Below are 17193 nucleotides of genomic sequence, written 5' to 3' on the forward strand. Positions count from 1 at the left end.
AATTTGCTTCCTGCTATGCACTTCCAAGTTTTAAATTCGCCCCTAGTTTCTGGTCTGTTTTGGTAAAATCGGGTTAAAAACAGAATAGAAATCTAACTCCGGATACGCACTACTGGTTGCCCAGCGTAAACAGCCCGTCCACCTTCTCCGGTTTCAAGGCTTCATCCAGGCTCATGCGTATGCGCCATTCTTTGGGGTAGTGGTTGTTCACCCGGTTCTGGAGTTTCTTGCCCCAACCCAGCGCTACGCCGTTGAACTGCACCAGCACCCAACCGTTGGCCGAGTTATCCAAGGTGATGTCTTCACGGTGCAGGTAACGTAGGGCGGTGGCCAAATCTACTTCGGCGTGGGGGAAAGCAGTTGGGGATAAGTGCTGCGACAAAGCGAGAGCGGGCTGGGGTTTGGCGTTGTTCTTCATGACCTCGGCCAGTTCAATGCCGCCGTAGACCACCCGCAGGTTCTCATAGAGTTGTTCCAGTTCCAGCATCCAGGCGGAGGGCAGGGCACGCAGGACTTCTTTGTGCTTCACCAGTTCCCAGTTTTCGGGCTCATTTAGCCAATCCTGCACCAGTGCTTTCTCCTGTTTGGAGGCGGAGACCAAGTAGGGGCGCTTGCTTTTCTTGAACGTGCGGGCTTCTTCGCCCCCGGTTTTCCGGACGGAGGCCAGGAAGAAGCCTTCGCCCTGGGTTTGGTGCGGGTAGAAGCGGTAGCCGCGCATGCCTTCCAGTTGGGTTTCGGTAACGCCCCAATCAGGTTGCAGTTGTAATGGGATGGCTTCCGCGTCTTGCTGGCGGGCCAGCCAGGCCAGGTTCTCTTCGTTTTCTTCCAGGTTGTAGGTACAGGTGCTGTAAATGAGCACACCGCCGGGTTTGAGGGCGTCCCACACGTCCATCAAGATACGCCGTTGCCGCTCAGAGCACAGTTTCACGTTGGCTTCCGACCACTCGTTCATGGCATCGGGGTCTTTGCGGAACATGCCTTCACCCGAGCAGGGCGCGTCTACCACCAGCACGTCAAAGAAACCGGTGAGTTGCCCTAGGTGGCTGGGGTCATTGTTGGTAACTACTACGTTGCCGCTGCCCCATTTCTGGATGTTCTCGGCCAGAATGTTGGCTCTGGGTTTGATGACCTCGTTGGCCACCAGCAGGCTTTCTGGGGAGAGAAGCGAGGCAATGTGGGTCGATTTTCCGCCGGGGGCGCCGCACAAGTCCAGCACCGCCAACGGCTGGCTCAAATCTACGCTTTGCCGCAGGGCTTGCTCCAGAAACATGGAACTGGCCTCCTGCACGTAATACGCGCCGCCGTGGAACATGGGGTCTAAGGTAAAACTCGGCCTAGCCGATAGATAAAATCCGGTTTCCGTCCAGGGCACTTTGGGCAAACTGATGGGCAGCGCCATTTTGGCTTGGTTCACCCGCACGCTGGTGGGCGAGGGCTGGGCCAAGGCATGGGCGAACGCGGCGTAGGCATCGCCTAACTGCGTCTGCATGCGGGTCTGGAAAGAAACGGGAAGCTCTGGGCTCATACAACGAGTGCCCGGCAAAGGCCGAAGCGTCGGCAAAGATACGACTTCTGTTTGAGGGCTGTTTTCAGAAAAACACGCCTTAAACAGATTTACTCGGCTGCCAGAATGGGTTCGCGACGGGTGGTGATTTTGGCGGGTTTGCGCACGGTGCGGGTCTGGTACACGGGGTTGTCTACAAACGCTACCACCTTCAGGGTCAAATCCAGGCCGGTAATGGTGCTGGGGTTCTCAAAACCCAGGTACAGGTACCCATCATCGGTTTTGGGGGTTTGGCTGGCCAGCACTTTGCCGTAATCAGAAAGCACGTCCTGGCCTTTGGCTACCCCATAGGGTTTCCAGCCGTCTTCGTCCTCGGTGAACAGGTAGGCACTGTTTTTATTCAACAGGTAATAGCTGATGTACCCGCTGGACTTCACCTGCGGCAATTGCGGCAGCAAACCCAGCCCGAACGCCACCAGCGGGTTGCTCCCGGTCAGCAACGCGGTGGCACCTTTGGCCAGCGTCTTGCCCGTTTCCTGCAGCGCCTGCACCGATTCCTGCCCCACGCCTACCCAATACACCCAATGTTTGGTATTGGCGGGCAACTTAAAGCGTTCAGTGCTGCGGTTGTGGCTGGTAAGGCTGGTGAGGGAAGCCAAATGGAAACTCTTGTCCACCACCGTCTCGGCTTTCAGGTCGTTTTTCACCAGCACTTTTTCGGTGGCGGTAGCCCAGGTGGTATCTTGCACGGTGCGCCAAGCCACGTGCGTGCTGAAATGCTGCGTGGCCGCGCTGCCCGGAATGCGGGTGAGCGTGAAATGGCTGCGGGTGCTCACCTCAGACAAACTCTGCAAAATAATGGTGTACACCGATTTCTGCGGAATGGTGAGTTTGAGGTTGTTCAGTTTCTTGGTTTCGGCTGTGCTGTACAGCGGCGAATTGGAGAAATACTCCTGCACCGTCACTTTATAGTTGGTTTTAGACTTGTTTTCCAAATCCAGCACCAAAACGTCACCGGCCTGAAACGCATATTGCAGGTGGGTAGCCGGTTCTTTGGCGCCCGCCACCTGCACGTCCAGATCAGCTATTTTAATGGCTTTCCCCGGCTGGGCCGAACCTATGAAAGTGAAACTTAGAAGCAGCCCGCAAAGAGCCAGCGCAAACGTAGAAAGAGAGCTACCCATACCGCACGCAAAAAATAATCCTGATTTGGGTGCAATTTACGGAAATCGGCTCATAATCAATACCCTCCCAGCGGCTCTATCCACATTTTACGGGCGGTGGCTTGCGCCGAGAAACCTCCTATGGACTCGCGGAAACGGCCCCGGAACTGAATAGCCACCTGCTGGCCGTTCTGCAGTTCGCTCAAGCTGATGCTTCTTCCGTTCAACCCTACAATCTGCGTAATGGGCGTCACTAACACCACGGCCCGGCTGAACCTGGAGTTCTGGTCTGTCACGCCTTCCACCAGAATAAGCATCTGCCCCTGGCTGTATTCCCGCTGGGAAATGACCCCACGCACGTCTACCCGCTGCGGCGAGTACCTAATGACGGTATCCATCTCGGCGGTGGCATCGGTTCCGGTGGCGTTGGCCGTAGCATCCGTTCCAACCGGAGCCATGGTCTGGCACGCGGTCAGGTAGAATGCAAGGAAGGTAAAAAGCGTACCGGCCATTATGATTCTTATCTTCTTCATGTTCTTTGGGTTAAGGTAGAATCTATGAACGGAAAAGGAACCCTTATGGATGAACCCACGAAAGCATCGGCTTTCTTTTTGGGCTATTTCCAGAAAACCAGGCGGTAAACGGACTATTTCTATGCTAAATTTGTTATCTCTGTAACCGCATTATCTGCCGCCCAAGCATTACATATAGCTTTTTCGCGGCGCGGAAATCATTCTTATGGCTAAAATCAGAACTTCATATTTCTGCCAGAGCTGCGGGGCGCAGTCGGCTAAGTGGATTGGCCGGTGCCCGGCCTGCGGCGAATGGAACACCTACGTAGAGGAAGTGGTGTCGCGCGAAGACGTGACGCCTACCACCGCCTGGAAAGTGGGCACCAGCAGCCAGCAGGTGGCCAGCAAACCCAAAGCCATCGCAGAAATCACCTACTCAGAACAGGCGCGCATCACCACCCAGGACGCCGAACTGAACCGGGTACTGGGCGGCGGCATTGTGCCCGGTTCCATGGTCTTGATTGGCGGCGAACCCGGCATCGGGAAATCTACGCTCATGCTCCAGATTGCCCTGAGTTTGGGCAGCCAGCGCGTACTCTATATCTCTGGCGAGGAAAGCGAACAACAAATTAAGATGCGGGCCGAACGGCTGGGCACCAAACACCCCAACTGTTTTATCCTCACCGAGACCGGCACCCAAAACATCTTCAAGCAGATAGAACAACTCCAGCCCGATGTCCTGATTATTGACTCCATCCAGACGCTGCACTCCTCCTTTATTGAGAGCGGCGCGGGCAGCGTGGCCCAGGTACGCGAGTGTACGGCGGAGCTGCTTAAATTCGCGAAGGAAAGCGGCACGCCGGTGTTTTTGATTGGGCACATCACCAAAGAAGGCAACCTGGCCGGGCCGAAGATTCTGGAACACATGGTAGACACGGTCTTGCAATTTGAGGGCGACCGCCACATGACCTACCGTATTCTGCGCACCACCAAAAACCGGTTCGGGTCTACGTCTGAACTGGGCATTTACGAGATGCTGGGCACGGGCCTGCGCGAAGTGAGCAACCCGTCTGAGATTCTGATTTCACAGCGCGAGGAGGCATTCAGCGGTATCACCATTGGCGGCACCATGGAAGGGAACCGTCCGCTTTTGATTGAGGTGCAGAGCCTGGTCACGCCCGCCACGTACGGCACCCCGCAACGCAGCACCACCGGCTTTGACGCCAAACGCCTGAACATGCTGCTGGCGGTGCTAGAGAAGCGCGGCGGTTTCAAGCTGGGTACGCAGGACGTATTCCTGAACATCGCCGGAGGCCTGAAAGTGGAAGACCCGGCCTTGGACTTAGCCATCTGCGCCGCCTTGCTCTCTTCCTTTGAAGACGTAGCCATTCCGCATACCACCTGTTTTGCCGCCGAGGTAGGCTTAGGGGGTGAGGTACGCGCCGTTCACCGCATTGAACAACGCATCTCCGAAGCCGAGAAATTGGGTTTTCAGGATATTTATATCTCTAAGTATAATAAGAAAGGAGTGGACTTAAGCCGCTTCAGCATCAGGATTCATGCCGCCAGCCGACTGGAGGAAGTCTTCAGTGGTTTATTTGGATAAAGTTTTTCTTTGAACTATTTTTATAGAATCTGTCGTTACGCAGCAATAATAGACCACAGATTTTATCTTATTCTATGTTCTTCCAGAAATACTCCCCCTCCAAAGGCTTCCTGGCTTCGGTCGCGCTCTGCCTGGCGCTTTGCTTTAGCACTATTTCTACGGGCTGGGCGCAGACCAAAGTCACGCTTACCGGTAAAATAGAGAATGCCGTCAGTGACAGCGTGCTGTTGGAACTGTATACGGTTCCGGCGGCGTACTCCGGCGTTTCGTACACGGTGGCCCTGGGCAAAAACGGCGAATTCACGCTTACCGCGCCGGTAGCAGAGCCCATGCTGGGCGAATTGGTACACGGCCCCGAGTCCATCATGCTGTTCCTGCAACCCGGCGACCAACTGGATGTTCGCGCCGATGCCGAAGACATGGTGAGCAGCGTGAAACTGAAAGGCAAAGGGTTTGATGAGAACAACTTCCTGATTCAGTTTGAGCGCAAGTTTGAAGAAGAGGAAGATTACCAAGTGCTGCCAGACAACATCCACAAGCGCGAAAAGGAGTTTCTGCTGTTTCTAGAAGAACGGAAGCAAGACCAACTTAAGTTTCTGGACAAGTTCCTGAAAAGCGCCCAAGTGTCAGAAGCGTTTAAAGGCTACGTGCAGGCGCAGATTAACTTCGGCTACGCCAATGACCGGCTCACGTACGCAGACGTACGCAAACGCGTGGGTGATTTGCCTCCCCAGCTTTCGGCCAACTACTATGATTTCCTGAAGCAAGTAAACCTGAACGCGCCGGGAGCCCTCAGAAACCAGGCGTACCTAGATTTCCTGAACAACTATTTCCAGTACAGAGTCCTGCAGGAAAAACCCGCCAGCCTGGAGCGCGACTATTACCCTAACCTGTACAGCTTAGCCAAGAAAGAACTGCAGGGGCCCGCGCGGGACATGCTGCTGTCGCGCATTCTTTCGCAGACCCTGCGGTTTGGGTACGTACCAGACGCAGACGCCATGTACCTGGATTTTCAGAAAGAAGTCAAAGACGCGAATTACGTGTCTTTTATCCAAACCCAGTACAAACAGTTCAGAAGGGTAGGCTTGGGCAGCCCGGCCCCGGCGTTCACCCTTTTATCCGCCACCGGCGAGAATGTTTCCTTGAGCAGCTTCAAAGATAAGATGGTGTACCTGGGTTTCTGGCGCACGCACTGCGGCATCTGTACCGTTGACCAACAAGCCTACAAGTATTTCGCCGAGCAGCTAGCAGATAAGGGCATTGTGCTGGTGCAGGTATCGGTGGGAGAGGACTTACAGGCGTGGAAGCAGAGCATGGCCCAGAAGAAACTGCCCGGCGTGCAGTTGTACGCCCCAGATTTATCGGCCCAGATTCTGAAAGACTATGACGTGACTTCGTTCCCGGCCTATTTCCTCATTGCCCCAGACGGCACGCTCATCAGTACCAACGCGCGCCGGCCCGGCCACGCCGAAGGTGCCCGTGAGGTAGCCGCCGCCGTAGACCTGTACCGCAAATCTGCCCGCAAGTAGCGTTTTTTGCGTACTTTTGGGAAAACAGGTTTAAATCAGAAATAGGGGCGGTTTACGTAAGCAACCCATATTTTACTTTCGCGCAGCACCTTGACCCGAGGCACCTTTCAAGACGGATTGAATTTGGCATCTAAGCTCACGCCGCGGCGCGCCTGGAACGCACTACAGGTGGTGAGCAGCTATGCGTTGGCCCGTCTTACCAAGAAACCCCGGCACTGGGGCAGCCCGGTCAGTATTTCGTTTGAGCCTACCACTTCCTGCAACCTGCGCTGCCCCGAATGCCCCAGCGGTCTTCGGTCGTTCACGCGGCCTACGGGCATGTTGTCAGACAGTCTTTTCAAGCAGACCATTGACCAGTTGCACAACCGCTTGCTGTACCTGCTGTTTTACTTTCAGGGCGAACCGTACCTGCACCCCTCGTTTCTGGATTTGGTCAGCTATGCTTCTAAAAAAGGTCTGTACACCGCTACTTCTACCAACGCCCACTACCTGACCGAAGAAAATGCCCGCCGCACCGTGGAATCTGGCCTGGATCGGCTCATCATCTCTCTGGACGGCACCACCCAGGACGTGTACAAACAATACCGCGTAGGCGGAAAGCTGGACAAGGTACTGGAGGGCACCAAGCGGCTGGTGAAGTACAAACGCGAACTCAAGTCTAAAACCCCGTACCTTATTTTCCAGTTTCTGGTGGTGCGCCCCAATGAGCACCAGATAGACGAAGCCAAACAATTAGCCAAGGAACTAGGCGTGGATGATGTCTGGTTCAAGACCGCCCAGATTTACGACTACGAGCACGGCTCGCCGCTTATTCCTACCATAGACTACTACTCACGGTACCAGGCGCAGCCCAACGGCACCTATTCGCTGAAGAACAAACTGATAGACGGCTGCTGGAAGATGTGGCATTCCTGCGTCATCACCTGGGACGGGCTGGTGGTGCCCTGCTGCTTTGACAAAGACGCGCATTACCGTCTGGGCAACCTGCAACAGCAGAGTTTCAAGGAACTCTGGAAAAGCGATTCGTACCAAAAGTTCAGGGGTTCGCTGCTAAAAGGCCGCGCCCAGATAGAGATGTGCCGCAATTGCTCAGAAGGCACCAAAGTCTGGGGCTGAACAGTTTCCGTTCGTTTCTGTAGCTAGTTTAGCTGATCTTCCGTATGAGGAATTTAGCGCCTTAGGCCTTGTTCCAGGGCTGGTTCCCAGTAATTCTATCCCATACCCGTGACTGATATAAACGAAGCGTTTCAACTCTTATGGCGCAAACTTGAGATCTGGCTGAAACAGATTGTGCTCATGCTGCCCAACCTGTTCTTGGCCATGCTGGTGCTGGTGCTTACGTTCATAGCGGCCCGGCTCTTGCGCCGCACCTCAGACAAACTACTCATCAGGTTTACCCACAGCAGCGCGCTTAACAACCTGGTGGGCACCACCGTGTATGTGAGTGCCCTTACCCTGGGCATTTTCTTCACCCTGAGCATCCTCAAGCTGGATAAAACGGTAACCACCTTGTTGGCGGGTGCCGGTATCATTGGTTTGGCCCTGGGTTTCGCCTTTCAGGACATAGCCGCCAACTTCATCTCCGGGGTAATCATTGCGTTCAGGAAACCGTTTATTGTGGGCGATGTGATAGAGACCAACGAGCACTTCGGGACTATTGAGCGCATCAACCTCCGCACCGTGGATATTAGAAGACAGACCGGCGAATTGGTGAAGATGCCTAACCGCAAGGTCTTTGAAGCCGCCCTCACCAACTACTCCCACTACGGCATCCGCCGGATTGACTTAAAGGTGGGGGTTTCCTACGCCGAAGATCTGGAGCGGGTGCAGCAGGTGGTCAAAGGCGCCATGGTAGACATCCGGAACATGATCTCGGGCAAAGAAGTAGAGGTGGTGTATGAAGAGTTCGGCGACAGCAGCATCAACTTTCTGGTACGGTACTGGATTACTTACAAGCGCCAGACAGATTTTGTGTACGCCAAGAGCGATGCCATCATCAAGATCAAGAAAGCCTTTGATGAGCATAACATTGAGATTCCATACCCAATCACTACGCTCAATTTTGGGGTGAAAGGCGGCAAAGACTTATCTATAGAACTGAAAGAAGACTTGCCGCACCATGCCAGCACCATGAAGTTGAAAGCTTCCCCAGACGAGGAAGCTCCCAAAGAAGAGCAGACAAAAACGGCCGAAGAATAGTCTTCGGCCGTTTTTGTCTGCTCTTAACAGCAGGATATCACCGCTATTAGTTATCTATCTTTTTGCCCCGGTCTTCTACCAGCCTCAGGAACGCGTCAATGCTCTGGTCGGCGTAAGGGCCGTAGGAGTTAGAGATAGTGCCTTTGGTGCCGTCATTGCATTCAATGGCGTAGAGGATGGCCATATCATCGGGGTTGGTTTCGCCTTCAAAGCGGTAGAAATCCACAATTTTGACTTCTTCTACGCTGTAGGCCTTGTCTCCCTTAAGGGGTAAAAGCACGTTGTCTTCACTTACCCTGAAATCTTCTGTATACCCTTCTTTTCTTAGTTTCGCCTCCACTTTGACTTGGCTGGTGAGTTCTTCTTTGTCTTGCATAACCCAGTATTTTTAGATGGTTTTAGTATCCATTGATGGTATCTGAACTATACGTAAAAACCACGCCTGGTTGCCAGTTATATTCAAAGAAAATGATATTTCTGCTTTCTGATGCGGGCACATCAACCAAAAGCATTTGCCGGGGAAGGGCGCTTTTTGGCTGTTTTCTTAAAAAGAGCCGGGAAGCAGGCAAGCTTACAAACAGAGGGAGCCGCTCCTGCTAGAAACGGCTCCCCCTGTTTTTAAGTGAATGGGTACGTATTATTTATAGGCCTTTTTTGCCTCTATCTCCCGCTGGATTTTAGCCAGGTCAATGGTGGAGCAGGCCCCGCCGCAACCTTTGTTGCAACCGGCCTCTTTGGTGAAAAAGCTCTTATAGCCCATACGCAGCAGGTAAGCCGCCGCTAAAAGAAAGACGAAGAAAATGATGATTTCCTGTACCATAACATGTGCATAACGTTGCCAAAGGTACAAATAGTTTATCTTAACCATGGAAATCAAGTTCCAGCCATCAGAAGCTCAATTGCTGTTTTGGGGCTATTTCCCTAAAAGCAGCCCTAAAACGGCAATGCCCTACAGAAAAGCCCTTTGCTGTTTTGGGCCATTTTTAAAAAACCACCCCTAAAACGCCTTCCCTAAACGGGATGGTATCAGTCCTTCAATCAAAACTTGTCCTTAAACCTTAAGAGGCACTACGCAAAGCAGAGCGTCTCTCTTGGCTCTTCGGCTTAAGAGCTTGTTTAAATTTCAGGTTTGCCGGCGAAAATGGCCAGAGAAAGGTTCTGCGGAAGCGTTTTTTGAGCCGCGTAGCAGCGCTACGGGGCGAGAAAAAGGCGAACGCAGGTTCTTTTTATGGCCGTTTGTAGCGCAAAGATGAAATTTAAACATGCTCTAAGGCATATACTAACCCGGCTTTGGGTACGTTTTAACTAAGCAGGCTCTTTCATTAGAGCAGCTAACATCTGATTACTTAATAACCCTAAATCAAAAAACTATGAAATGTCCCTCCTGCCATGAAACGCTGTTAATGAGCGATAAGAACGGAATTGAGATTGACTATTGCCCCAACTGCCGTGGCATCTGGCTTGACCGGGGCGAACTGGAAAAAATCATTGAACGCTCTGCTGACCATTACTCCAAGAAGGAGAACTATGACTCTGACTACAAGCGCTACGGCTATGGCGACTATGGCAACGATTACCATAAAAAGCATCCGAACCAAAAGAAAAGATCCTTCTTGAGCGATTTATTCGATTAGTCCTCCTGAGCTGGTACCTAACCGCCCCTCTTCCTTTCAAGAAAATAGCCCAATCCCGCATCCTCCTACCGGAAGATATGGGATTGGGCTATTTGATTAGAGTATCTTGACAATGAGAAGGGCAGAACTCATCTCCCAGAGGGGAATAGCCTTTGAAAGAGGAAGGAATGCATATCTGCTGGTGTAAACATCCCTTTTGCCCCCTTCAAAGGGGAAGTATCTGCTTTAGAGGGCAAAAGTACTGAACTGATAGATATAGCTTCTGCTCCTTTCCCCAGTTCCAGTCTTCCCTGAGCGCGCCTCGCTTTTGGCCCTGAATAGACAAAGCTAAGAGCAAAGGACTTCTTAGGCCGAAAGGGCAGTGCGAGAGGGGAAGACGGGGCCCCGCGGCCGTGAGCGCATGGTGGGAAACCATGCAACAACCCAGCATAAGGGCACCGCATCAACCAGCCGCCACGCCAGCAATAAACAAACTGCATGGCACTTGCACCCACGCAAAAAGCAGCCAAGCCGAGGGAACAGCAAAAGGCGTGCACCCACCAACCTCCCTACAAAAGCTAACTTCAGGCAAAGCCCAAAACAAACCAATTAATTCCCTATTCTTTCCAGAACGGCTCAATGAGCTTCAGCATTTCCTGCTGCACCGTGGGGTTGTTGCTCACGCAGATCTGCCGCCCGAACACGTAGTCCTGGCCTCCTCTGAAATCTGTTACCTGACCGCCCGCTTCCTGCACCAAGAGTGCTCCGCCGGCCACGTCATAGGAGTGGATGTTGAACTCAAAGTACCCCTCAGACTTACCAGCGGCTACGTAGGCTAAGTCCAAGGCGGCCGAACCCAAGCGGCGCACGCCGTGGCAACTCTGCATGAAGGAACCCATCACTTGCAGGTATTTCTGCAGGAGGTCAAAGCTGTAGTAGGGGAAACCGGTAGAAATAAGGGAATCAGCTAGGGTTGGGGCTTGGGAAACGGAAATCTTTTTCTCATTGCAGTAAGCGCCGCCGCCTTTGATGGCGTGGTAGCACTCATCGCGGGTAATATCATAGACCACGCCAATCACTAACTCGTCGTTCTGCATCAAGGCAATGCTCACCGAATACACCGGCAGGCCGTGAATGAAGTTGGTGGTACCGTCCAGCGGGTCAATGATCCAGTTGAACTCCTCGGCCAGGTCAGATTTGGTTTCTTCTTCGGTGATGAAGCCTGCCTCTGGCAAGAACTTCTCCAGCCCGGCCACCAAACGCAGCTCGGCCTCTTTGTCTACGTAAGAAACCAGGTTGTTCAGGCCTTTGTGCTCCAGCTTGGAAACATCGAAGTTGGCCGCTTCCTGCAAGATGAACTTGCCTACTTCTTTGGTGAGCTGTACCACCTGGTCGCGGAGCGCGGATATGTCTGTCATAGTTGTAAAGTAAGCATCCGCCGGGGCGGAATACATATAGATTATCTTTTACCGGTTTTGCGGGTAAATCCCAGAAATAAGGCCAAAAACGCCAAGCCTAGCGCGAGCCACTGGGTTCCGTGCCCAATGAATTCGCCGTGGCGGGTGTAAAACGTTTGGGTCTGGTTGAACCTGATTTGTCCGCGCAGGGCCGCCGGTACCCACCAACCTGATTTCTGGAGCAGTTCGCCTTTCTGGTTGATGAACCCCGAGATGCCCGTATTGGCTGAACGCGCCACATCCCGTCTGGTTTCAATGGCCCGCAAAGAAGCGTAGGCCAAGTGCTGCTTGTAGCCTGGGCTGTCGCTCCACCAGGCGTCATTGGTGATGATGAAGATGGCGTTGGCCCCGTTCCGGATGTACTCACTCACGTACTCGCCGTAAATAGACTCATAGCACACCACCGGCGCGCCAGACAGCTGTGGATTCTGGCTATGCCTGAAAACAGCCCGGGTGTCTTGCGAGCCCATGTTGCCGGCAATGCCGCCCAGGTCAATGGAGAACATTTTCAAGGCTTTGAACATACCGGGGTACGGCGTCTTCTCCACGCCCGGCACCAGCTTTGACTTATGGTAGAACGCGTGCTGGCCGGTTGGTTTGAAGTGCAAAGCCGCATTGTACACGTCATAATAGCCCACCTGCTCATGGAAACGGGCCGTGCTGCTTCGCTGGGTAGAATCTGGGTACAACCGGGCCGAGGTAATTCCCGCGACCAACTCCACGCCGGGGTGCCGCGCCAGAAAATCGCGCAGGGCGTAACTCACCGGACTCATCCCGAAGTTTTCTTCCCAGTTGATGCCGTTGCTGATGGAGGTTTCGGGCCAGAGCACAAACTTGGTGTTAGGCGTAATCTGCTGCTCAGACAGCTTGATGAGACGCTCAAATTGCTGTTCAAACGGAATGTAGCCTTCGCCGCCCTCAAACTTCTCTTTGTACGGGTCTACGTTGGGCTGCACCACCACTACTTCGGCGGTTTCGCCTTGTTCCTGGTACTGGCTGCCAATGTAGAAGGACAGCAGCAGCGGCAACAGGAACGTCAACACCGGGGCAACCCATTTGCTCCAGTTCTTGGCCGGAGAAGTCAGCGCGAAGAACACCAACAGGTTCCCCCCCCACACCCACAGCGAACCACCCAGAAAGCCCGTGTATTCATACCATTGCACCCAGCTTGGCAGCGAGGCAAAGCCGTTTCCTAACGTGAGCCAAGGCCAGCTCAAATCCCAGTTCAGGTGAAACTGCTCAAACGCAATCCAGTACACGGGCAAACTGAGATACCCAATGGTTTTCCCTGCTGCCCGTTTAGTCCAGAAGAACGCCATCATAGGCATCATCATGAACAGCGCGTTGAACACCACGGCCGCAATACCGCCGCCCAGCGTGGAGTAACTTACCCAATAGGTGGTGAAGATGTTCCAGAGCAGCAGCAGCAGATAGGCGTGTTTGAAAAACGTGCGGCCTCGTTTTGGGGCTACTTTTTCAGAAATGGCCTTTTCCATGAACAGGAACGGCACCCAGCCTATAAACAAGAAAATAGCCAGTGGTTTCACCGGCCAACCCAACCACAGCAGGAAGGCGCTCATGAGTGCCAGCCCCGGGAGGTAAAAACGATTATTTGTTTCCTTGAACAACAATGACAAATTCTCCTTTGATTGCTTTGGTTGTAAACGTCTGCACCATCTCTTCCAGGGTGCCATTCAACGTTTCCTCAAATAATTTACTTATCTCGCGGCTCACCGAGACCAGGCGCCCCGCCCCGAACACTTCTTTGAACTGCTCCAGCGTTTTAAGTACCCGGTGCGGCGACTCGTAGAAGATCATGGTGCGTTCTTCCTGCGCCAGACTCTGTATGCGTGTCTGCCTTCCTTTCTTGATGGGCAGAAAACCCTCAAACGTGAACCTATCTGTACTGAAGCCCGATTTCACCAGCGCCGGCACAAAGGCGGTAGGGCCGGGCAGGCACTCAATCTTGATTCCTTCCTGCACGCAGGCGCGCACCAACAAAAAACCGGGGTCAGAGATACCCGGCGTACCGGCGTCTGAGACCATGGCCATCCTCTCGCCTTTCTTCAGGCGTTCCACCAGGTGCGCCACGGCTTTGTGCTCATTGTGCAGGTGGTGGCTGTGCATGCGCTTGTCAATGCCCAGGTGGTGCAGGAGTTTGCCGCTGGTGCGGGTATCTTCGGCGAGCACCACGTCCACCTCTTTCAAGATACGAATCGCCCGCAGGGTAATGTCCTCCAGGTTGCCTATGGGCGTGGGCACTAAATACAGTCTGGTCTCTTCTACGGGTTGGGCCATAGGTCAAAGATACTGATTATTTTAGTCCTGAGTTCTGAGTCTTGAGTTCTGAGTTGGGAACGCGTTTATGGGCTGGTTTCTGGAAAACAGGCCCAAAACGTTCTCCATAAAACGTACTCGCAGCTTCTAACAGGAGATGTAGACACGGCGTTTTTGCACTGATTCCCAAGAAACAGCCTGGAAACGGACTTCAGGCATTGCACCGTTCTGCCAGGGCACTGATGCGCTGCGCCAGTAGGTGGTCTTTTTCTGTGACGGTGTTACCAGCGTCATGGGTGGTGAGTCTGATTTCCACGCGGTTGCAGCTGTTGCTCCACCACGGGTGATGGTTCAGTTCCTCGGCCACTACGGCCACCTCGGTCATGAAGGCGAAGGCTTGTTTGAAATCCCGGAACTTGAAGCGTTGGGTAAGTTGGTTGTCTTGCTCTGTCCACATACTAAAATCTGTAAAGAAATAGGCGGCCTGCCTAAATGATTTAGGGCTACCTGCGCCTCAGTGTTTGTACTCTGTTTTTCTTAAAACGATGCCGAAACGTAGCCCTTTCCAACTGCTCCCGTACTTCTAAGTCTATCTCTTGGCTTTGTATCTGATGAATAGCTGAGAATCAAAGTAGAACCTGAGACAAACATAAACTACCAAGACTATGGCAGAAGAACAGAAACCACAGGAAGTTCCAGACCAGCACCAAGACCACCAACCCGGCCTGGAGCATGAAATGGGCCCGGAGCCCATCGTCATTCGGAAGAACTACAAAGGCAGCGAAAAGCTGCAAGGCAAGAAAGCCTTGATTACCGGCGGAGACAGCGGCATTGGCCGGGCCGTGGCGGTGCATTTCGCCCGCGAGGGCGCCGATGTGGCCATCGTGTACCTGGACGAGGAGCAGGATGCCCAGGACACCCAAAAGATGGTAGAGGCCGAAGGTCGCAAATGCGTCCTCATTCCCGGTGACCTGCGCGACGAAGCTTTCTGCAAAGCGTGCGTAGAACAGGCGGTTAAAGAATTAGGCGGCCTGAACATTCTGGTCAACAACGCCGCCGAACAGCACGAGAAAAACGATTTACGCGAGATTACCTCTGAGCAACTGGAGCAAACCTTCCGGACGAACATCTTCGCCTACTTCTTTGTGGCGCAGGCGGCCTTAAACCATTTAAAGTCCGGCGACTGCATTATTAATACCACTTCCATTACCTCTTACCGGGGCTCTAGTCACCTGATGGATTACGCCTCTACCAAGGGAGCTATCACTTCCTTTACCCGTTCGCTCTCCCAGAACCTGGCCGAAGGAGGCATTAGGGTGAATGCGGTAGCGCCGGGCCCTATCTGGACTCCACTCATCCCGGCCACGCTGGAAGAAGTAGGGGATTTCGGGAAAAGCCAGCCCATGGGCCGCTTAGGCCAGCCTTCTGAGGTAGCCCCGGCCTACGTGTTTTTGGCTGGTGAAGACGCTTCTTACATTACGGGGCAGACCATTCACGTGAACGGCGGCGAACAGATAGGCGGGTAAGGCTCAACCTTTCCACGTGGAAAACAGTAAACAGGGAGAGACACAACCTAAAGCAACCGCCTATGGCAACTGACAATAAAGACCACCCAAACGGGCACGACCGTCCCATACGGGTAATAGATGATACGGCCACTAACATGGAAGACATGATGGCCGGGCATATTATACCAGGTGCTGATCCGCCCAAGAACGAAGCCCAGCGCGGCGGCTTCGGCAACCGCGATGGCAAAGAAGGCTACGGCTCTGACTCTTCTGACGGCCCAACCGGGGTAAGCGTGAACGAAGAGGCAGACAGCACTGAGCCACCCAAAGACAATATGCGCACAGACGGCGAAGGTCGCGGCACCTGATACCGTTTCCCGCGTGTTTTTTGAATAATTAGTTTAAACCAGAAAAGGAGGAAGTATGCCCTATAAAAGCAAGAACACCAGCCATGACTCCAAATCGCAGAAAGGCCAACCTACGGACGAAGGCATCAGCAAGGCTGGCGCTAAATCAACCGGTGGGCCAGATGAAATCCAGCGCAGTGAAGAGATAGCAGAAAGGTTTCTGGATGACAACGGCGATCCGGCACCGGAGGCTATTACCCATCCCAACCGAAACCTCCACAAACCCGATATCAACAAACCTAGCTACGGCGGTACTTGATTTGGTTCTTCAGCAGAAGAGAAAAAGCACCTTCTTCACAGAAGGTGCTTTTTTATATGGTTTTTATTCTATTTTCCTAAAACAGGAGACAAACTGATGAACACCTTTGATTATCTAGCCTTGTAATATAACATTTCAAATAACCTTCAAGGCATAGTAGTCCGTGACAGCACCCGGCATCTACCACTAATCACCTCCCCCCATGGCCCGATACGCAATCTCTGATATTCATGGCTGCCTTGTCACTTTCCGGAAAATGGTGGAAGAAGTCATTCAGCTACAGCCGCAAGACCATTTATATTTATTAGGGGATTACATCAACAAAGGGCCTCATAGCAAGGAAGTTATAGACTACATCTTTTCCCTGCAGCGCTGGGGCTTTCGCGTTACCTGCCTTCGTGGCAACCATGACCAGTTGCTGCTAGACGCCGTTGACAAAGGAGAGCACACCGTTTGGCTCACGGAAGAAGACAAGCAGAAAACCTTGACTAATTTTGGGGTAGCACAATTTGCTGACATTGCCCCTGAATACATCTCATTTATCAGGTCTTTGCCCCTTCTGGTCATCTTAGAAGACTACATCCTGGTACACGCCGGGCTAGACTTCACGCTCTCCAATCCTCTCCTTACCAGCAACCACAACCTCCTGAATACGAAGCGCATGCAACCATCTCTTGCCAAACTTGGTGAGCGAAGATTGCTGCACGGCCATTTACCTCTCCCCAGACCTTCCATTGAAAAAGCAGTAGCCCAGAAAAGGCCCGCCATTAACCTAGATGCCGGCTGCGTATATTACCAAAATCAGGAATTCGGCCACCTCTGCGCCTTAAACTTAGACAAAGTAGAACTATTCTTCTTACCTAATTCAGAAGCTCCTTACCCTATAAAGGTTAAATAGCCTATAACTATTCTTATCTTATCTTAAACTAAATAAACATTCTCATTAAATAATTACTATTACCTTAATTGCCATACAGTAAAATACTACCCTTAAAATCACCTTTTAAGACCCGTTAAAGGCATATTTAGGTAGAATTTTATATTAAAAATAATAAATATATAAAAACATATTTACTAATTAAACTACACTTTCCTTTCATAGATTAAAAAACTTTATTGTAATTTTACACGTAGATAGCCGCTCCCAAAAAAGCGACTT

At 52.5% G+C, this 17193-nt stretch carries 19 protein-coding genes; 10 read left to right on the forward strand and 9 right to left on the reverse strand.

Translation table 11 applies throughout. The features are described from left to right. Nucleotides 1–109: 109 nt before the first annotated feature. The 3 genes from HHO50_RS16115 to HHO50_RS16125 form a co-directional block, all read right to left on the reverse strand. The gene (locus HHO50_RS16115; protein ID WP_181307362.1) at nucleotides 110–1525 is read right to left on the reverse strand and encodes an rRNA methyltransferase; all 1416 of its coding nucleotides are present in this window, start codon (nucleotides 1523–1525) and stop codon (nucleotides 110–112) included. Nucleotides 1526–1614: 89 nt separating this feature from the next. Then, nucleotides 1615–2688 (reverse strand): hypothetical protein, encoded by a 1074-nt coding sequence (locus HHO50_RS16120; protein WP_181307364.1) that lies wholly within the window; start codon nucleotides 2686–2688, stop codon nucleotides 1615–1617. Between the two features lie 56 nt (nucleotides 2689–2744). Then, nucleotides 2745–3200, reverse strand: coding sequence for a hypothetical protein (locus HHO50_RS16125; protein ID WP_181307365.1), 456 nt, complete (start codon nucleotides 3198–3200; stop codon nucleotides 2745–2747). Between the two features lie 205 nt (nucleotides 3201–3405). Between HHO50_RS16125 and radA the strand changes: the two genes are divergently transcribed. The 4 genes from radA (at nucleotide 3406) to HHO50_RS16145 (ending at nucleotide 8513) form a co-directional block, all read left to right on the forward strand. After that, nucleotides 3406–4785 (forward strand): DNA repair protein RadA, encoded by a 1380-nt coding sequence (gene radA / locus HHO50_RS16130; protein WP_181307367.1) that lies wholly within the window; start codon nucleotides 3406–3408, stop codon nucleotides 4783–4785. A 74-nt stretch (nucleotides 4786–4859) separates the two neighbouring features. Continuing rightward, the gene (locus HHO50_RS16135; RefSeq protein WP_181307370.1) at nucleotides 4860–6314 is read left to right on the forward strand and encodes a TlpA disulfide reductase family protein; all 1455 of its coding nucleotides are present in this window, start codon (nucleotides 4860–4862) and stop codon (nucleotides 6312–6314) included. A 90-nt stretch (nucleotides 6315–6404) separates the two neighbouring features. Next, complete coding sequence (locus HHO50_RS16140; RefSeq protein ID WP_181307372.1) at nucleotides 6405–7430, forward strand: radical SAM/SPASM domain-containing protein; 1026 nt, start codon at nucleotides 6405–6407, stop codon at nucleotides 7428–7430. Nucleotides 7431–7538: 108 nt separating this feature from the next. Next, nucleotides 7539–8513: a mechanosensitive ion channel gene (locus HHO50_RS16145; RefSeq protein ID WP_181307374.1), complete on the forward strand. Its 975-nt coding sequence runs from the start codon at nucleotides 7539–7541 to the stop codon at nucleotides 8511–8513. Nucleotides 8514–8559: 46 nt separating this feature from the next. On the opposite strand, the gene HHO50_RS16150 is transcribed toward HHO50_RS16145, so the two are convergent. Next, nucleotides 8560–8889 carry a hypothetical protein gene (locus tag HHO50_RS16150; protein ID WP_181307376.1) on the reverse strand — a complete coding sequence of 110 codons (330 nt, stop codon included), beginning with the start codon at nucleotides 8887–8889 and terminating at the stop codon, nucleotides 8560–8562. A 261-nt stretch (nucleotides 8890–9150) separates the two neighbouring features. Beyond that, on the reverse strand, nucleotides 9151–9333 hold the full coding sequence (locus HHO50_RS16155; RefSeq protein ID WP_181307378.1) for a FeoB-associated Cys-rich membrane protein: 183 nt from the start codon (nucleotides 9331–9333) through the stop codon (nucleotides 9151–9153). Nucleotides 9334–9379: 46 nt separating this feature from the next. Between HHO50_RS16155 and HHO50_RS21360 the strand changes: the two genes are divergently transcribed. Both HHO50_RS21360 and HHO50_RS16160 read left to right on the forward strand, forming a co-directional pair. Continuing rightward, a complete protein-coding gene (locus tag HHO50_RS21360) occupies nucleotides 9380–9514 on the forward strand; it encodes a hypothetical protein (protein WP_255478777.1) in 135 nt (44 codons plus the stop codon). A 369-nt stretch (nucleotides 9515–9883) separates the two neighbouring features. After that, a complete protein-coding gene (locus HHO50_RS16160; protein WP_181307380.1) occupies nucleotides 9884–10147 on the forward strand; it encodes a zf-TFIIB domain-containing protein in 264 nt (87 codons plus the stop codon). A gap of 596 nt (nucleotides 10148–10743) precedes the next feature. Here the strand turns inward: HHO50_RS16160 and HHO50_RS16165 are convergent. From HHO50_RS16165 to HHO50_RS16180, 4 genes are all read right to left on the reverse strand, one after another. Further along, a complete protein-coding gene (locus HHO50_RS16165) occupies nucleotides 10744–11544 on the reverse strand; it encodes an inositol monophosphatase family protein (RefSeq protein WP_255478778.1) in 801 nt (266 codons plus the stop codon). 41 nt (nucleotides 11545–11585) lie between these two features. Next, entirely contained in the window at nucleotides 11586–13163 is a 1578-nt protein-coding gene (gene lnt / locus HHO50_RS16170; RefSeq protein WP_255478779.1) for an apolipoprotein N-acyltransferase, read from the reverse strand. 28 nt (nucleotides 13164–13191) lie between these two features. Continuing rightward, the gene (rsmI, locus tag HHO50_RS16175; protein WP_181307387.1) at nucleotides 13192–13881 is read right to left on the reverse strand and encodes a 16S rRNA (cytidine(1402)-2'-O)-methyltransferase; all 690 of its coding nucleotides are present in this window, start codon (nucleotides 13879–13881) and stop codon (nucleotides 13192–13194) included. Between the two features lie 190 nt (nucleotides 13882–14071). Continuing rightward, the gene (locus HHO50_RS16180; RefSeq protein WP_181307389.1) at nucleotides 14072–14317 is read right to left on the reverse strand and encodes a 4a-hydroxytetrahydrobiopterin dehydratase; all 246 of its coding nucleotides are present in this window, start codon (nucleotides 14315–14317) and stop codon (nucleotides 14072–14074) included. A 208-nt stretch (nucleotides 14318–14525) separates the two neighbouring features. Here HHO50_RS16180 and HHO50_RS16185 point away from each other — a divergent pair, with 208 nt between their 5' ends. The 4 genes from HHO50_RS16185 to HHO50_RS16200 all read left to right on the forward strand — a co-directional run bounded on the left by HHO50_RS16185 (nucleotide 14526) and on the right by HHO50_RS16200 (nucleotide 16932). Continuing rightward, nucleotides 14526–15386, forward strand: coding sequence for an SDR family oxidoreductase (locus HHO50_RS16185; protein WP_181307391.1), 861 nt, complete (start codon nucleotides 14526–14528; stop codon nucleotides 15384–15386). 62 nt (nucleotides 15387–15448) lie between these two features. After that, nucleotides 15449–15736, forward strand: a complete 288-nt coding sequence (locus tag HHO50_RS16190) for a hypothetical protein (protein ID WP_181307393.1) — start codon at nucleotides 15449–15451, stop codon at nucleotides 15734–15736. 55 nt (nucleotides 15737–15791) lie between these two features. Continuing rightward, entirely contained in the window at nucleotides 15792–16034 is a 243-nt protein-coding gene (locus HHO50_RS16195; protein WP_181307394.1) for a hypothetical protein, read from the forward strand. 202 nt (nucleotides 16035–16236) lie between these two features. Further along, complete coding sequence (locus HHO50_RS16200) at nucleotides 16237–16932, forward strand: metallophosphoesterase family protein (RefSeq protein ID WP_181307397.1); 696 nt, start codon at nucleotides 16237–16239, stop codon at nucleotides 16930–16932. Nucleotides 16933–17193: the final 261 nt, after the last annotated feature.

This window comes from Rufibacter sp. XAAS-G3-1 (genome assembly GCF_013623775.1).
Taxonomy (GTDB): domain Bacteria; phylum Bacteroidota; class Bacteroidia; order Cytophagales; family Hymenobacteraceae; genus Nibribacter.

What these genes read in the sequence shown, in the direction of transcription:
- HHO50_RS16115 (WP_181307362.1), bottom strand. Translation starts at nt 1,525, where the DNA reads ATGAGCCCAGAGCTTCCCGTTTCTTTCCAGACCCGCATGCAGACGCAG.
- HHO50_RS16120 (WP_181307364.1), bottom strand. Translation starts at nt 2,688, where the DNA reads ATGGGTAGCTCTCTTTCTACGTTTGCGCTGGCTCTTTGCGGGCTGCTT.
- HHO50_RS16125 (WP_181307365.1), bottom strand. Translation starts at nt 3,200, where the DNA reads ATGAAGAAGATAAGAATCATAATGGCCGGTACGCTTTTTACCTTCCTT.
- radA (WP_181307367.1), top strand. Translation starts at nt 3,406, where the DNA reads ATGGCTAAAATCAGAACTTCATATTTCTGCCAGAGCTGCGGGGCGCAG.
- HHO50_RS16135 (WP_181307370.1), top strand. Translation starts at nt 4,860, where the DNA reads ATGTTCTTCCAGAAATACTCCCCCTCCAAAGGCTTCCTGGCTTCGGTC.
- HHO50_RS16150 (WP_181307376.1), bottom strand. Translation starts at nt 8,889, where the DNA reads ATGCAAGACAAAGAAGAACTCACCAGCCAAGTCAAAGTGGAGGCGAAA.
- HHO50_RS16155 (WP_181307378.1), bottom strand. Translation starts at nt 9,333, where the DNA reads ATGGTACAGGAAATCATCATTTTCTTCGTCTTTCTTTTAGCGGCGGCT.
- HHO50_RS21360 (WP_255478777.1), top strand. Translation starts at nt 9,380, where the DNA reads ATGGAAATCAAGTTCCAGCCATCAGAAGCTCAATTGCTGTTTTGGGGC.
- HHO50_RS16160 (WP_181307380.1), top strand. Translation starts at nt 9,884, where the DNA reads ATGAAATGTCCCTCCTGCCATGAAACGCTGTTAATGAGCGATAAGAAC.
- HHO50_RS16165 (WP_255478778.1), bottom strand. Translation starts at nt 11,544, where the DNA reads ATGACAGACATATCCGCGCTCCGCGACCAGGTGGTACAGCTCACCAAA.
- lnt (WP_255478779.1), bottom strand. Translation starts at nt 13,163, where the DNA reads ATGAGCGCCTTCCTGCTGTGGTTGGGTTGGCCGGTGAAACCACTGGCT.
- rsmI (WP_181307387.1), bottom strand. Translation starts at nt 13,881, where the DNA reads ATGGCCCAACCCGTAGAAGAGACCAGACTGTATTTAGTGCCCACGCCC.
- HHO50_RS16180 (WP_181307389.1), bottom strand. Translation starts at nt 14,317, where the DNA reads ATGTGGACAGAGCAAGACAACCAACTTACCCAACGCTTCAAGTTCCGG.
- HHO50_RS16185 (WP_181307391.1), top strand. Translation starts at nt 14,526, where the DNA reads ATGGCAGAAGAACAGAAACCACAGGAAGTTCCAGACCAGCACCAAGAC.
- HHO50_RS16190 (WP_181307393.1), top strand. Translation starts at nt 15,449, where the DNA reads ATGGCAACTGACAATAAAGACCACCCAAACGGGCACGACCGTCCCATA.
- HHO50_RS16195 (WP_181307394.1), top strand. Translation starts at nt 15,792, where the DNA reads ATGCCCTATAAAAGCAAGAACACCAGCCATGACTCCAAATCGCAGAAA.
- HHO50_RS16200 (WP_181307397.1), top strand. Translation starts at nt 16,237, where the DNA reads ATGGCCCGATACGCAATCTCTGATATTCATGGCTGCCTTGTCACTTTC.